Origin of the sequence: Dongia sp., from assembly GCF_041910485.1 — a bacterium.
In the GTDB taxonomy this organism is placed as follows: domain Bacteria; phylum Pseudomonadota; class Alphaproteobacteria; order Dongiales; family Dongiaceae; genus Dongia.
Map to the genome: position 1 here is coordinate 1 of NZ_JAYRQR010000005.1, position 15,682 is coordinate 15,682.

Annotated in this window: 12 protein-coding genes; 2 read left to right on the forward strand and 10 right to left on the reverse strand. The window is 64.5% G+C overall.

Annotated features, from left to right (window positions below; genetic code table 11):
* From ACE3PP_RS01240 to ACE3PP_RS01285, 10 genes are all read right to left on the reverse strand, one after another.
* On the reverse strand, nucleotides 1–826 hold an 826-nt coding region (locus ACE3PP_RS01240), incomplete at its 3' end, for a DUF4167 domain-containing protein (protein ID WP_374377354.1).
* Nucleotides 827–1,131: 305 nt separating this feature from the next.
* A complete protein-coding gene (gene prmC, locus ACE3PP_RS01245) occupies nucleotides 1,132–1,998 on the reverse strand; it encodes a peptide chain release factor N(5)-glutamine methyltransferase (protein WP_374377355.1) in 867 nt (288 codons plus the stop codon).
* Nucleotides 1,995–3,071, reverse strand: coding sequence for a peptide chain release factor 1 (gene prfA / locus ACE3PP_RS01250; protein ID WP_374377356.1), 1,077 nt, complete (start codon nucleotides 3,069–3,071; stop codon nucleotides 1,995–1,997). The genes prmC and prfA overlap by 4 nt, the downstream gene beginning before the upstream one ends.
* Nucleotides 3,072–3,080: 9 nt before the next feature.
* Nucleotides 3,081–4,295 carry a glutamyl-tRNA reductase gene (gene hemA / locus ACE3PP_RS01255; RefSeq protein WP_374377357.1) on the reverse strand — a complete coding sequence of 405 codons (1,215 nt, stop codon included), beginning with the start codon at nucleotides 4,293–4,295 and terminating at the stop codon, nucleotides 3,081–3,083.
* A gap of 31 nt (nucleotides 4,296–4,326) precedes the next feature.
* The gene (gene hisS / locus ACE3PP_RS01260; protein ID WP_374377358.1) at nucleotides 4,327–5,571 is read right to left on the reverse strand and encodes a histidine--tRNA ligase; all 1,245 of its coding nucleotides are present in this window, start codon (nucleotides 5,569–5,571) and stop codon (nucleotides 4,327–4,329) included.
* 85 nt (nucleotides 5,572–5,656) lie between these two features.
* Nucleotides 5,657–6,775, reverse strand: a complete 1,119-nt coding sequence (ispG, locus tag ACE3PP_RS01265) for a flavodoxin-dependent (E)-4-hydroxy-3-methylbut-2-enyl-diphosphate synthase (RefSeq protein ID WP_374377359.1) — start codon at nucleotides 6,773–6,775, stop codon at nucleotides 5,657–5,659.
* Nucleotides 6,776–6,974: 199 nt separating this feature from the next.
* Nucleotides 6,975–8,207, reverse strand: a complete 1,233-nt coding sequence (locus ACE3PP_RS01270) for a helix-turn-helix domain-containing protein (protein ID WP_374377360.1) — start codon at nucleotides 8,205–8,207, stop codon at nucleotides 6,975–6,977.
* Nucleotides 8,208–8,366: 159 nt separating this feature from the next.
* Nucleotides 8,367–10,652, reverse strand: coding sequence for a phosphoenolpyruvate--protein phosphotransferase (gene ptsP, locus ACE3PP_RS01275; protein WP_374377361.1), 2,286 nt, complete (start codon nucleotides 10,650–10,652; stop codon nucleotides 8,367–8,369).
* 9 nt (nucleotides 10,653–10,661) lie between these two features.
* Nucleotides 10,662–11,696 carry an NAD(P)H-dependent flavin oxidoreductase gene (locus ACE3PP_RS01280; protein WP_374377362.1) on the reverse strand — a complete coding sequence of 345 codons (1,035 nt, stop codon included), beginning with the start codon at nucleotides 11,694–11,696 and terminating at the stop codon, nucleotides 10,662–10,664.
* A 22-nt stretch (nucleotides 11,697–11,718) separates the two neighbouring features.
* Complete coding sequence (locus tag ACE3PP_RS01285; protein ID WP_374377363.1) at nucleotides 11,719–12,972, reverse strand: aspartate kinase; 1,254 nt, start codon at nucleotides 12,970–12,972, stop codon at nucleotides 11,719–11,721.
* Between the two features lie 193 nt (nucleotides 12,973–13,165).
* Between ACE3PP_RS01285 and ubiG the strand changes: the two genes are divergently transcribed.
* Nucleotides 13,166–13,996, forward strand: coding sequence for a bifunctional 2-polyprenyl-6-hydroxyphenol methylase/3-demethylubiquinol 3-O-methyltransferase UbiG (gene ubiG / locus ACE3PP_RS01290; protein WP_374377364.1), 831 nt, complete (start codon nucleotides 13,166–13,168; stop codon nucleotides 13,994–13,996).
* Between the two features lie 288 nt (nucleotides 13,997–14,284).
* Nucleotides 14,285–14,989, forward strand: a complete 705-nt coding sequence (locus tag ACE3PP_RS01295; RefSeq protein ID WP_374377365.1) for a lipid-binding SYLF domain-containing protein — start codon at nucleotides 14,285–14,287, stop codon at nucleotides 14,987–14,989.
* The last annotated feature ends 693 nt before the right edge of the window (nucleotides 14,990–15,682 follow it).

Consider the following 15,682-nt stretch of genomic DNA (forward strand, 5'->3'; position numbering starts at 1 on the left):
AATCCGGCTGCTCGTCGGCGACCTTTGGCGCCGCACTGGCCTCGGGCGCCGCCTCAACAGGCGGGCGCTCGGCATAGGGCGCGGCCCGATCGCTTTGCCGGTCATTGCCCCGGTCGTTCTGGCGGTCGTTCTGCCGATCATTCTGGCGATCGTTTTGGCGATCATTGCCGCGATCGTTCTGGCGGAATTCGCGCCGCTGGCGATTGCGGTCGCGCCCACCATCACGATTCTGGGCATCGCGATTCTGGGCATCGCGATTCTGGCCATCACGATTGCCGTCACGATTTTGGCCCTGCTGCGGATAGTCGCCGCCCTCGGCCTGATCGTCGCCACCGGCGCCGTCCTCGGCGCCATTGTCCTGGCCGCCGGCAGCATTGCCGCCCTGACCGTTGAAGTTGCCGCCCTGGCCCTGGCCATTGCCCTGGGACTGGGTCTGGTTGCCGGCATTGTCGTTCATGCTGGGCTGCGAGGGGCCACCGCTGTAAAGCGCGGCGGACAGGCCCTGGCTCACATTCTGCACGTTGACGTCGGCAACCGAAATCTCACGCCCGCCGATGCGCGGCCGCTGGCCGTCATTCATCGTCTGGATGACGCGGTAATAGTGATCCGCATGCTGAAGGAAATTCTCGGCGGCAACGCGGTCGCCGGCCACACCGGCATCGCGCGCCAGCTGCAGATATTTCTCAAGAACTTGGTAGACATTGCCCCGGACCCTGGTCTCGGATCCGCCGTTGTCGAAATTCTGGCTCTTGTTGGGCATGCCGCCATGCGGCTTGCGCTGACCACGGTTGCGGCCGCGCCGATTGTTGTTGTTGCCTGGTCTCATGCGTCGATCATTCGCTTCTGTTGCAGCGTCGGCATCCCGCTCTATTTTCAGGCCCGGCCATCTTTAAGTCCGACCGCGTCAGCGGTGCAGACTCCCCGGCTTAGTCCCGGCATGACCGTGATTGTGCGGAGGCCCGGTTGGGGGCGGTTCGGCCCACTGGCCGTCTCATTGCTCGCCCCGATGCCGCGCAAACCGTATCCGCTCCGCCCCTCAATTCCAACAACTTTTTTAGCAATCTCCGGTTCCGCGGCGATCCTGCGGCACCTTTTGCCGAGCGTCCCTAATCTCCTGGAAAAAGCGGGATTTCAGCCTTTCCGGAAAAGCAGGCAGCGTTCCCGGTTACCGAGGTCCGAGGCACTCCCGGCATCCTTGAGGCCGGCCGCCAGCATCAGCTCCCGAACCGACTCGCCCTGCCCGATCCCGATCTCCAAAGCAGCGAGGCCGTCCCCCGCCAGCCGGCGTGCCACGATCGGCGCCAGGGCGCGATAGGCGTCGAGCCCGTCCGTCCCGCCGACTAGAGCGAGATGCGGCTCATGAAGCCGCACTTCGGGCTCCAGCGTCGCCACATCGGCTGCGGGTATATAGGGCGGGTTGCTGACGATGATGTCGAAGGCGGCAGGGTCCTCTGGCAAGAGTGCTGCTTCCCAGTTGCCTTCCCGCCACTGCACCCGCGCACCGAGCCCGAGCCCGGCCGCATTCTTCTGTGCCACGGCCAAGGCCGCGGGACTGAGATCGACCGCCCAGCCTTTCGCCGCCGGCAGTTCCGCGAGCAGCGTCAGCAACAAGCAACCGGAACCGGTGCCGAAATCGATGATGCGATAAGGCCGCTGCCGATCGTAGAGCTCGTCGAGCACGGCTTCGATCAGTGCCTCGCTGTCGGGACGCGGGTCGAGCACATCGCGCGTCACGAAGAATGGCCGCGACCAGAATTCGCGCACGCCGAGCAGATGCGACATCGGCTCGCGCGCGACACGGCGGGCGAGCAGAGTGCGATAGGCCTCGGCCGCTTCCGCATCGACGCTGCGCTCGGGAAAGCCGATCATCATGGTGGGGGTCAGGCGCGCCGCCGTGCCGAGCAGAAGCCGCGCCTCGCGCGCCGGCGCCTCAATGCCGGCACTTTTCAGCGCCTTCATGCCGTCGCTGAGGAGGTCCGCGATGCGATTACTGCTCATTCCACTTCAGCGAGCCGTTCAGCCTGATCATGGGCAATCAATGCTTCGATGATTTCATCGAGTGCTTCCCCTTCGATCACGCGGTCGAGCTTGTAGAGCGTCAGATTGATGCGGTGATCGGTGCAGCGCCCTTGGGGGAAATTGTAGGTGCGGATGCGTTCGGAACGGTCGCCGGAGCCGACTTGGCTCTTGCGGTTGGCCGAGCGTTCGGCATCGAGCTTCGAGCGCTCAAGGTCATAGAGGCGCGCGCGCAGAACTTTGAGGGCCTTCGCCTTGTTCTTGTGCTGCGATTTTTCATCCTGCTGCTGCACGACCAAGCCGGTCGGCAAGTGCGTGATGCGCACAGCGCTGTCCGTCGTGTTGACCGACTGCCCGCCGGGGCCGCTCGAGCGGAACACGTCGATGCGCAAATCCTTTTCGTCGATCTTGATATCGACTTCTTCGGCTTCCGGCAGCACCGCCACCGTCGCCGCCGAAGTGTGGATGCGGCCCGAGGCCTCGGTTTCCGGCACGCGCTGCACCCGGTGCGCGCCCGATTCGAACTTCAGACGCTCGAACACATTGCGCCCCGTGATCGACGCGGTCGCATCGCGATAGCCACCAAGCCCGGTCTCGCTGATATCCATCGGCTCGAAACGCCAGCCCTTCAACGCCGCATAGCGCGCATACATGCGGAACAGCATGGCAGCAAAAAGCGCTGCCTCTTCGCCGCCGGTGCCGGCGCGCACTTCGAGAATGGCGTTCCTGGCATCCGCCTCGTCCTTGGGCAGCAACGCCACCTTCACGCGCTGCTCCAGATCCGGCAGTTTCCTCTTGAGCTCGGCCAGTTCTTCCTCGGCCAGGGCCTTCATATCGGCATCGGCGCCGGCATCGCCCATCATCGCGGTGAGGTCGACGATCTCCTTGTCGGTCTTCTGCAGATCGATGATCGTCTCGACGATGGGGCCGAGATCGGCATATTCCTTGGAGAGGCGCGCGAAATCCTGCGCGTCCTTCTGCCCGCCGGTCGCCAGCAGCGCCGACAATTCCTCATGGCGCTTGACCACGCGCCCCAATTTATCGCGAAACGACATTCTCTTCTCTTAATCTTGGTCCAGCCCGAACAGCCGCCGCGCGGCTTCGTCGAGCGATTTTTCCGGTTGGTTCTGCTTCAAGGCCAGAGTCGGCTGGTGCAGCAGGCGGCCGATCAGGCGGCGCGTGAGCTCGGCAGCATCCATCTGCGGATTCTCGGCAAGAAGCGCTTGCCGTTCCGCCTCGAAATGCGCGCGGAGCTTCGTCACCGTATCGACGGCGCCGCGCTCGGCGGCCGCGCGGCGGAATTGCGCAAGCTCCTCGTCGATCACCTTATAGGCTGCGTCCTGTGCCTCGGCCCGCTCCTTGCGGCCGGTCATGGCCAAGCGTTCGAGATCCTCGAAGCCATAGCGGAACGCATCGTCGACTTTGTCGATCGCCGGATCGATATCGCCGGGAACAGCGAGGTCCAGCAGCAGCACCGGGCGCCGGCGGCGCTTCTTCAACGCCGCCTCGACCAGCGGTGCCGTCACGACATAGCCGAGACTGTCCTGCGCGGCGATGACGATGTCGGCTTCGACCAGCGCCTCGGCCAATTGATCCGGCGTATAGGCATGGGCCTGCCGCCGCGCCGCCATTTCCCGGCCGCGTGAGCTGACCGGATGCATCACAGCCCAGCGTTTGACACCCGCCTCGGTCAGCTGGTCGGCGACCAGTTCGCCAAGATCGCCGTCGCCGATGAGAAGTGCCGCCACCTTGTCGAGCTTGCCATGCACCTGGCGGCTGAGCTTCACCACGCAGGCCGCCATCGAAACCGATTGTGCGGCAATGTCCGTGTCGCTGCGCACGCGCTTGGCGGCAGCCAGCGCCGCCTGCACGATCCCATCGAGAGTCGAGCCCGACATGCCGGCGCGCGAGGCCAATCGATAGGCATCTTTGATCTGGCCCAGCACCTGCGGCTCGCCGATCACCTGACTCTCAAGCGACGCCGCGACGGCAAAGGCATACCGCAGCGCCGCTTCGTCACTGAGGGCGTGAAGCTGCGGCACGATCGTCGCCGTTTCGGCGCCGGCCGCTTCGGCGATGAGGGCGTGAATGCCGCTGGTGGCCCGCGCCGGATCGTCGACCGCCGCCCAAACTTCGCAGCGGTCGCAGGTGGCAACCACCATCGCCTGATCCAAGCCGATGTCGCGGCAGCGCGACAGCAAATGCAGGGCATCGGATTCGTCGCCCTGCAGATGCTCGCGCAGCAGGATGGGTGCCCGTCTGTGTTCGGCACCGACCACCAGGAATGTGCGCGGCGCTATCCCAAGCAGATCACCGATAGGCGGCGAGTGCCGCTTCCAATTCGTTGAGGCGAACCGTCTTCTGTTCGCCGGTGTCGAGGACCTTCAGGGCGGCCTCGCCCTTGGCAAGCTCGTCGTCGCCCAGGATCACGGCCACCACGGCCTCGATCTTGTTGGCGCGCTTCATGCGCTTGCCCATGTTGCCGCTGTAGCCGAGATCGACGAGGAAATCCTGCCGGCGCAGATCGCCCGCCAGCTGCGCGGCCTTGCGTTCGGCGGCTTCACCCAGGGGCACGATGGCAATCGGCCGTGCGGCTGGCGGCGTTTCCTTGAGCAGCATGGAGCACCGCTCAACACCGCTTGCCCAACCCACGCCAGCCGTCTCCGGCCCGCCCATCATGCCGACGAGCCCGTCATAGCGGCCCCCAGCCAGGACCGTCTTCTGCGCACCGAGTTCCGGACAGGTGATCTCGAAACAGGTGTGGCAGTAATAGTCGAGCCCGCGCACCAGGCGCGGATTGATGCGGTAGGCGATGCCGAGATCGTCGAGGCCGCTCTTCACGCGACCGAAGAAGTCCTGCGCTTCCTGGCTCAGATAGTCGCTGTAAAGCGGCGCGTCGGCGACGATCTTCTGGTCGTTCTCGTCCTTGGAATCGAGCACGCGCAGCGGATTTTTCTCCAGCCGGTCGAGGCTGTCCTTGGACAGCCGGTCGCGGAAATCGTTGAGATAATCGATGAGAACGCGGCGATAGGCTTGGCGGCTGGGGCTGTCGCCCAACGTGTTGAGTTCCAGCTCGCAACGATCCCACGCACCGATGCGGCGCAGAAACTCGACGCCGATGGCGATGACTTCGACATCGCCCTGCGGTTCCTTGACGCCCAGCAGCTCGACACCGGTCTGGTGGAACTGCCGCAAGCGCCCCTTCTGCGGCCGCTCGTAACGGAACATCGGGCCGACATAGAAGTATTTGAGGGGCAGATGCTGCGTGAGGCCGCCTGAAATGAGCGCGCGCGCAACGCCCGCCGTACCCTCGGGCCGCAATGTCACCGTCTCACCGCCCTTGTCAGTGAAGGTATACATCTCCTTGGTGACGACGTCGGACGTGTCGCCCAGGGTACGCTTGAAAACTTCGGTGAATTCGAAGATGGGTGTCGCCACTTCCTGATAGCCGAAGCACAGCGCCGCGCGCCGCGCCGTATCCGCGACTTGGCGGAAGCGCCGCATATCTTCAGGCAACAGATCGTGGGTGCCGCGCACCGGCTGCAAGGCTGACATTTTCTGGGTATTCCGAAAGATCTGGTCTTGAGGACGAATTGATCGGGGAGATCGGCGAAAGAACGGCCTGCTGAAGGGAGCCCGGCTACTCGGCCGCGTCCGCCTTCTTCGCTGCCTCGATCGCCGCGGCCTTCTGCTCGATGAGCTCGGCCATATGCTCGACGATGTCCTGGTCCTTCAGCCGGTGATGCTGGTTGCCTGCGATATAGACCATATGCGTGTTGTTGCCGCCGCCGGTGAAGCCGATATCGGTCTCGCGCGCTTCGCCCGGGCCGTTGACGACGCAGCCGATAATGCTGACCGACATCGCCGTGGTGATGTGGGCGACACGCTTCTCCAGCGCCTCGACCGTCTTGATGACGTCGAAATTCTGCCGCGCGCAGGACGGGCACGAGATGATATTGACGCCGCGATGGCGCAGATTGAGCGACTTCAGAATGTCGAAGCCGACTTTCACCTCTTCGACCGGATCGGCTGAGAGCGAGACGCGCACCGTGTCGCCGATGCCGGCCCACAGCAGCGAGCCCAGGCCGATCGATGATTTGACCGTGCCAATGCGGGTGCCGCCAGCCTCGGTGATGCCGATGTGAAGCGGATAGTCGCAGGCGTCGGCAAGGCCCTGATAGGCCGCGACCGCCAGGAACACGTCGGAGGCTTTGACGCTGATCTTGAATTCGCGGAAATCATGGTCTTCCAGGATGCGGGCATGGTTGAGACCGCTCTCGACCATCGCTTCCGGGCACGGCTCGCCGTAACGCTCCAGCAGTTCGCGCTCGAGCGACCCGGCATTCACACCGATGCGCATCGAACAGCCATGATCCTTGGCGGCCTTCACCACTTCGCGGACCCGGTCGGCGCTGCCGATATTGCCGGGATTGATGCGCAGGCACGCAGCCCCCGCCTCGGCCGCCTCGATGCCGCGCTTGTAGTGGAAATGGATGTCCGCGACGATCGGCACCGAGACCTGTTTGACGATCTCCTTGAGGGCCTTCGTGGAATCCTCGTCGGGGCAGGAGACGCGCACGATGTCGGCGCCGGCCGCTGCCGCCGCATTGACCTGCGCCACGGTTCCCGCGATGTCGGTCGTCAGCGTGTTCGTCATGGTCTGCACACTGATCGGCGCATCGCCGCCGACCAGGACATTGCCGACCCGGATCTGGCGGGATTTGCGGCGCTGGATATCGCGATAGGGCCGGACGCTCATCTTCGGTCTTTGCTCACAATTGGCTATGGGGCCTGCTGCACACGGAGCTTGCCGGCGGTCTATCCGCCCGCAAATTCACGACCAGGCAACCCTGGTGGCTGATTTGGGGAGAACATGCGCCGCCCGGGACAAAAGATCAAGTCCCGGGACAGCTTTCTTGTCCCATCAGCGGGTCAAAATAGCCCGTTAATTCAGAGGCTTATTGGCCAGTCAAGCTGGTCGGGTCAAGCTTTACGCCACGCTTGACCACACCCACCGAACCCAAAGCGGGGCGGGCCTTGCCATCAAGCTCGATGACGACACCGCCGGCATTGCCGGTATTCATGGTGAGGCCCGGCTGATCCGGCACGACGAAGCTCTCGCCGGCCCGCAGGATTCGCTGCAGGACCACTTCGTCATTGGCGCCGAAAATCTCAACCCAGGAATCCTTGGTGGCGCGCAGCACGATACGCTTGCCTGGCGACGCGGCCGGTGCCGCTGCGGCCGCCGGTTCCGCAGCCGGAACGTCGATCTCAGCCGCCGGAGCGGGTGCCGCCGGGACCGCCGCCGTCTGGCTGGCGCCTTCCGCCGGAGTTGCATTCTGGGCCGCAGCCGGCGCGGCTTCGGTCGCCGCGGGCGCCGCCGGAATCTGGACGGGGGCCGGGGCGGCCAGTTGTGTTTCCTGCTGGGGTTCTTGGGCTGCTTCGGTAGCACTCTCGTCAGCGGCCGGCTCGACGGTCGCGGCCGGTGCCGCTTCCGTTGCTGTCGGGGCGGCTTCTGTCGCAGCACCGGGCTGCGCGTTGGTGACGGCGGCAGCCGGGGTCGGTGCAGGTGCCGGTGTTGGGGTCGGTGTGGGGGTTTGGGCCGCCTGGGCGCTGGCCGGCGTGCTGCCGACATCGCTTTCCGGCACGGCGGCACCCGATTGGCCCTCTTCGGCGGCCGGGGCGGCTTCGCTGTCGCCCGACGTCTGTTTCTTCATGAATTCAGGGACTTGGTCGATGAGATCGATGCCCGTCCCACCCGGCTGCGAGGCCATGTACCAGCCACCCACAAGCGCGCCCAGGATCAAAAAGCTAACGATAAGGACGGCACCGCCGGGGAAATGCTTGTGTTCGACCTGGTCGACCGGCCAGATCAGCTGGTTCTGGCGCGACCGGCGCGCCAGTTCGTCGCGATAGTCGCCGACGACGCTGTTGCCGTCGAGGCCGAGGTAATCGGCATAGGCACGCACGAACCCAACGGCATAGGCGGTGCCGGGCAGGTCCTGGAGGCGGCCATCCTCGATGGCGGAGATATAAACGGCGCGGATCCGGAGTTGGCGCGCGACGGTGGGGATATCCCGACCAAGCTCCTCGCGGCGCCGGCGCAACAGGGCGGCGACGCCATCCTCGTTGCGATCATCCATAAACTCGTTCGGTTCGACCCCGAACATTCCCACTTTACGACTGGCCATTAGCGATCCTGGTTACCGCGCGCGAGCGTGGACCTGCTGGAAAAGGCCACGCCGAGTCAACTACTTATATATCTTCGTCGAAGTTCAATCGCAATCGCCTTTAAGCATTTGGGTCGTAGGGAAATGCGAAAACACACACGGTGGGAGGCATCCGGCGCCTCAGATGGCGACCCCGTGGTCGCGGGCGAAGGCCCGCAGGGATGAGCGCATGTCGGGGCCGCGCAAGGGGCCGAGCGCGCTCATATAGGCCCTGAGCTGACCGAGATCGAGGCTGCGGACCATCGCGCGCAAGGGACCGATCGCCGGCGGCACCATCGACAGCGTGCGGAGGCCCAGCGCCAGGAGCGCCATCGCATCGATCGGATCGCCCGCCATCTCGCCGCAGACACTGATCGGCTTCTCGTGCTTGGCACCGGCCGCGATGATGCCGCCGATGATGCGCTGGAAGGGCGGCGCCAGATTGTCATAACGCCCCTGCAATTGCGCATTGCCGCGATCGGCGGCGTAGACGAACTGCGCCAGATCGTTGCTGCCGACCGACAGGAAATCGACGCGCGCCAGAATCTCGTCGAGCTGCCAGAACAGCGCCGGCACTTCGAACATCGCACCGACGCGCACGCTCTCGGGCAGCATGTTGCCCTTCTCCTCGGCGCGCTGCAGCTCCAGATCGAGAATCTCTTTCGCCGCATCGAACTCTTCGACCAGCGCCACCATCGGGAACATCACGTTGAGCGCACGGCCCGACGCGGCGAGGATCATCGCGCGCAATTGCTGGCGCAGCATCGCCGGCCGGTCGAGCGAGATGCGAAGTGCGCGCCAACCCATCGCCGGATTTTCCTCGGCATCGCGCTGCCAGTAAGGCAGCACCTTGTCGGAACCGATATCGAGCGTGCGGAACACGACCGGCTTGCCTTCGGCGCTGTCAAGCACGCGCGCATAGACATCGCGCTGGCGCGCCACGTCGGGGAAGGAGTGGGCCACCATGAACGTGACTTCGGTCCGATAAAGGCCGATGCCGGCGGCACCGGTCGCCGCCAATTGCGGCACGTCGATGAGCAGCCCGGCATTGATCATCAGCTGAATGGCAATGCCGTCCTTTGTAATGGCCGGCAGGTCGCGATCCGCCGCATAGGCCAGCTGGCGCATCTGCAGCGCGTCCATGCTGACCGCGAAGGTCTGCACGATATCTTCGGAGGGGCGCAGGAATATCTGCTCGTTCTCGCCGTCGAGCACCAGCGGATCGCCCGCCTGCACCTTGGCCATGAGGCCGGCGCAATGGCCGAGCAGCGGGATGTTGAGCGCGCGGGCAACGATGGCAACGTGCGAACTCGCCGTCCCCTCCTCCAGCACCACACCTTTGAGGCGCTTGCGGTCGTAATCGAGCAGTTCGGCCGGTCCCATGTTGCGCGCGACGATGATCGCATTGTCGGGCAGATCGCGCGCCGCCGGCAGCTCGTTGATGCCGAGCAAATGCCGCAGCAGCCGATTGTTGAGATCGTCGAGGTCGGAGAGACGCTCCTTGAGGTACGGGTCCTGGATGTCACGCATCCGCGCCCGCATGTCGTTCTGCACCTTCTGCACGGCCGCTTCCGCCGTGAGGCCGGTCTCGATTGCCTCGATGATACGATTGGCCCAGCCGCGATCCTCAGCGAGCATCCGGTAGGTCTCAAGCACTTCGCGATGCTCGCCGCCGCCGGTGCCGTCCTCTTCGGCGAGCAACTCATCGAGTGCCAGCTTCATGGATGAGAAGGCGTCGTCGAGGCGGTCGATCTCCTTCAGCGGCTCTTCGGCGACAAGCTGCGTGAGCTGGATGTCCGGCTGGTGCAGCACCGCCGTGCCGATGGCAAGACCCGGCGCCAGCGTATGCGCGTCGATGCGCTCCGGGAGAACGCCGATGCCGGTGACGGGGGTCAGTTCCTCGCGCGCGATGAGTTCGCCGCCGGCCACCAGTTCCGCCACCACCATGGCGACGGTTTCCAGCGTCTCGACCTCTTCCTCGGTATAGTGGCGCCGCGTCTTGTTCTGGACGACGAGCACGCCGAGCACGCGGCCCGAGCGCAGAACCGGCACACCCATGAAGGATTGATAAAGCTCTTCGCCCGTTTCCGGCCGGTAGGCGAATTGCGGATGATGCTGTGCGTCGGCCAAGGCCAGCGGCCGGGCATGGCTCGCGATATCGCCGACCAGGCCTTCGCCCACGCGCAGGCGCGTCAAGTGGACGGCTTCGGCTTTGAGGCCTTCGGTCGCGAAGAGTTCGAGAACTTCGCCCGCGCGCAGCACATAGACCGAGCAGACTTCGGCCACCATGGCGCCGGCGATGGTGCGCACCACCTCGTCCAGCCGCGCCTGCGCCGGCAGGTTGCGCGCCATCGTGGTCCGGATGCGCTTGAGCAACAGCCGCGCGCCCGTCAGATCACCACCCGAGGCGCCGCCCTGTTGCGTCATCTCGCCCCTTTACCCCTGCGATAGGTGTCTACGATCGGCGAGCGCCGCGAGCGCTCCTTCGACCAGATCGCGGATGATATCGGCGGTCGGCTCTTCTTTCGTGACCATGCCGACCGATTGTCCGGCCATGACCGAGCCCGTCTCGACATCGCCGTCGATGACGGCGCGGCGCAGGGCACCGGCCCAGAAATGCTCGATCTCGAGTTGGGCCGCCTTCTGGTCGAGCTCGCCTTTGTTGAATTTCTCGATCACCTCGCGCTGCATGTCCATGAACTTGCGCGTGCCGTCATTGGCAAGGGCGCGCACGGGGATCACGGGAAAGCGCGGGTCGATCTGGGTCGAGGGCACGGCATCGCGCGCGGCACCCCGGATGAAAGCCTGCTTGAACTTGGGATGCGCGATGGATTCGGTGGCGCAGACGAAACGGGTCCCGAGCTGCACGCCCGAGGCGCCCATCTCCAGATAGCCCAGCATCGCCTGGCCGCGGCCGATGCCGCCCGCCACGAACACCGGCACGTCGGTGATGACCGGCAGGATCTCCTGCGCCAGCACGGAGGTGGAGACCGGGCCGATATGCCCGCCCGCTTCCATGCCCTCGATGACGATCGCATCGGCGCCGGATTTCACCAGCTTCTTGGCGATGGCGACGGCGGGGGCAAAGCAGATGGCCTTGGCGCCGCCTTCCTTGATTTTCTTCAGGGCACCGCCAGGCGGCAGGCCGCCCGCCAGCACGATGTGCGACATCTTGAGATCGAGGCAGACGTCGATGAGCTGGTCGAGCTGCGGGTGCAGCGTGATGAGGTTGACACCGAAAGGCTGACTGGTGTGACCCTGCGTCGCCTTCAGTTCCGCTTCCAGGATGTTGGGCGGCATGGAACCCGAGGCGATCACGCCGAACCCGCCCGCGTTCGAGATGGCCGAAACGAGGTTGCGCTCCGAGACCCAGGTCATCGCGCCGCCCATGATGGCATAGCGCGTGCCCAGGAAGTCGCGGCCACGCTGCCACAGCGCGTCGAGATGCCGGGTCGCGTGGTCTCGGTCCATCTGTGGCCCCCTTCTCTTTCGCTTACTCGGCGTCCAGGCCGTAGGCCGTATGCAAGGCGCGTACCGCCAGCTCGGTATATTCTTCGGCGACCAGCACGCTGATCTTGATTTCCGAGGTCGAGATGACCTGGATGTTGATGCCCTTTTCCGCCAGCGCCTTGAACATGCGCTGCGCGATGCCGGCGTGGGAACGCATGCCGACGCCGATCACCGACACCTTCACCACATTCTTGTCCGAGATGAGATCCTTGTAGGAGAGCGTGTTGCGCGCCCCTTCCAGGGTTTTCAGCGCCCGATCGAAATCGCCTTTCGAGACGGTGAAGGTCATGTCGGTCGTGGCGCCGTCCTCGGAAATGTTCTGGACGATCATGTCGACGTTGATGTTGGCATCCGTCAGCGGCCCGAAAATCGCGGCGGCGACGCCCGGCCGGTCGGCCACCCGCGTCAGCGTGATCTTCGCTTCGTCGCGGCTATAGGCGATGCCGCTCACCAATTCCTTTTCCATGATCTCTTCCTCATCCACCACCAGCGTTCCGGGCTTGTCCTCGAAGCTCGAGAGGACCTGCACGCGCACGCGATGCTTCATCGCCATTTCCACCGAACGGGTCTGCAGGACCTTGGCGCCCAGCGACGCCATTTCCAGCATTTCCTCATAGGTGATCTTATCCAGTTTCTGCGCCTTCGCGACGATCCGGGGATCGGTCGTATAGACGCCGTCGACATCGGTGAAGATGTCGCAACGGTCGGCCTTGATCGCAGCAGCGATCGCCACCGCCGACGTGTCCGACCCGCCACGCCCCAGCGTGGTCACGCGGTTATCCGGGCCCACACCCTGGAAGCCGGCGAAGACCGCCACCTGGCCCTGGGCAAAACGCTTGTCGAGCTCGTCCGACGCGATCGAGACGATGCGGGCCTTGCCGTGCGCGTCGTCGGTGACGATCGGCGCCTGCCAACCCAGCCACGAGCGCGCATTGATGCCTAGCTCCTGGAGGGCGATGGCAGTCAGACCACACGTCACCTGCTCACCGCTCGCCACGACGGTGTCGTATTCCCGCGCATCGTGCAGCGGGGCGATTTCCTTGCACCAATCCACCAGCTGGTTGGTGACGCCCGACATGGCCGAAACCACCACTGCGACTTCGTGTCCCGCGTCCACTTCCCGTTTTACGCGCTGGGCGACCGATTTTATGCGCTCGATATTTGCAACCGAGGTGCCGCCGAATTTCATCACGATCCGGGTCTTCTTGGACCCGCTCTGCCGACCTACTACGCTCATCGGGAAATGCCCCTAAACCCTTCGAATAACCGGGAAAAGTCGACCTCGCCCGCATATCTTCGGGGAAGCGAATGAATAACGGGAGAAATCTTGTTTTGCCGGGCGGCCGTATCCATACTGAACCAAGGCCCCGGACGCAAGCATTCAAGCCGGTCTCCCGGCCGCTATTTCAATTACTTGAAGGGTTTCCCACATGGCTTCGGGACCGGCCGCCAATGGCGCCGAAACGACACGCTCGATAGTTCAGCAGGCTGGCGAAAATTTAGGCACCCCCGCCAACAACCCCGCCTCCGGGCGCACCACCATCGACCGGGCTGAGATCGAGAAGTTCGCCGCGATGGCCGAGGCCTGGTGGGACCCGGCGGGGAAGTTCCGCCCGCTCCACCGCCTCAACCCAGTCCGCGTCAATTTCATCCGCGACCGTGCCGCCGCCCATTTCGGCCGAGACGGTGCGGATGCGTACCCGCTCGACGGCCTCACCTTGCTCGACATCGGCAGCGGTGGGGGCCTCCTCACCGAACCGATGGCGCGCCTCGGCGCGAGTGCCACAGGCGTCGACGCCACCCCGCGCAATGTCGAAGTGGCGCGCCTCCATGCCGAACAGACCGGCACCCGCGTCACCTATCTCAATTGCGCGGCCGAGGATCTGGTCGCCCAGGGGAAACAATTCGATATCGTCCTCGCCATGGAGATCATCGAGCATGTGGCCGATGTCGATGCCTTCATCGAAGCCTGTGGCAAGCTGCTGAAACCCGGCGGCATCCTCTTCCTCGCCACCATGTCCCGGACGGTGAAAAGCTACGCGATGGCGATTGTCGGCGCCGAATACATCATGCGCTGGCTGCCCAAGGGCACCCATGACTGGAACCGCTTCCTCCGCCCCTCGGAGATGGCGCGGGGCTTGCGCCGCCACGGGCTCGCCGTCAGCGAACTCGCCGGCGTCTCCTACAATCCCTTCAAGGACACGTTCCATTTAAGCCGCGACCTCGACGTCAATTACATGGTCGTGGCGAAGGGCGCGTAAGGATAAACCGAGCCACCCCCACCCCGCCGACGCATGTCGGCATTCGCCGACAGCCCCTCTCCCTTCAGGGGGAGGGTTGGGTGGGGGCTGCAAGCGATGACCCCATCCAGAGAGGACACCACCACCTCAAACCTCCGTGAGCGCGATTGCGGCGCGACTCCGTCGGGTTTATCTGTGATTCCGAGCCGTTCCCGAGTCGCTGGCCTGTTAATACTTGTGGCAGCCGCCAGGGAACCCTGAACGGGCGTCAACGTTCTAAGAAGCCCGGATCAACGAGGAGACGAAGGCATGAATTCTCTGCGCAATCCCGTGACCCGCCGGACTTTCGCGTTCGGCGTGGCTGCGACCGGCATCGCCCTCGCGATGGGCAAGCTTGCCCCGGCCGCGGCGCTGACCCAGCAGCAGGAACTGGTCGACAAAGCGCGCATCACCTTTGAAAAGCTGATCGGCTCGCTCGAATTCGGCGAACTGCCCGGCTATCTGAAGCGTGCCAAGGCCGTGATGATCTTCCCCGACATCTTCAAGGCGGGCTTCGTCATCGGTGGCGAAGGCGGCAACGGCGTCCTCATGGTGCGCGACCCCAACAAGGGTTGGAGCCAGCCTGCCTTCTACACGCTGGCGGCCGGTTCGGTCGGTCTCCAGATCGGTGGCCAATCGTCGGAAACCATCTTCACCATCATGAGCGACAAGGCCCTCCAGGCCGTGCTCAACGACCAGATGAAGTTCGGCGGCGACATGTCGGTCGCCGCCGGTCCGATCGGCAAGGGCATCGGCGCCAACACCACGACCAACCTCGACGCCGACGTCTACACCTTCGCCAAGACGGCGGGCCTTTTTGGTGGCGTCAGCTTCAACGGCGCCGGCATCCTCAGGAAGGATGATTGGAACGCCGTCTATTACGGCGCCGGCACACTGCCGCAATGGATCGTCATCGACCGCAAGGTCTCGAACCCCAACACCCAAGACCTCGTCAACGCGCTCTCGCCGTACTGAGCCTTCTTAGGTGTGAGAAACGAACGGCCGGTGCTGCCAGCACCGGCCGTTTTTGCTTGCAAGATCCGTCGCGTACCGCCCTCACCCTGTCGGCGCATGCCGACATTCGTCGGCAGGCCCTCCCCCTGAAGGGAGAGGGAGTTCCGACCGGGTATACCCAGTCAGCTGCGCGAGTCCGGCGCCAATCCCCTCTCCCTTCAGGGGGAGGGCCAGGGTGGGGGTGTCGCGTCAGCGAGTACCTCAACCGCGAAACTCATTAGTTCCTATTTTGTTCTTGACAAAATAGCCGCTAATAGGCAATTATTCCCTTAGCGCGCATATCACCGACCAATCGGACCCCTCGGGTCCTCTGCAATCGCTCGGCTGTCACCGGCACAGGCTCCAGCAATGGGGCGCAGGCCGGTCCCCATTCGAGGGGGCAACCTCTCGACGCTCATGGCCGGGCAGCGCTTCGCCCCGGTCCCCTGGCATTGCCCCGCTGTCCCGCACGTCAAAAGGCGGGGCCGCGTATGGGAGAGGCATGCCGGCCAGATCGAGGGGCTTCGTTCCTCTTTCCCCGTACGAGCCTGGGAAATGCCTCGCCCCTGACCGGTTGGGACAAGGCCGGTACCTGGCGCGGCAGGATAATCCGACGCAGCCGCATCGGCGCGGCCAAACGCCGACCATAACTGCCCGAGCGATTGCAGATGATCC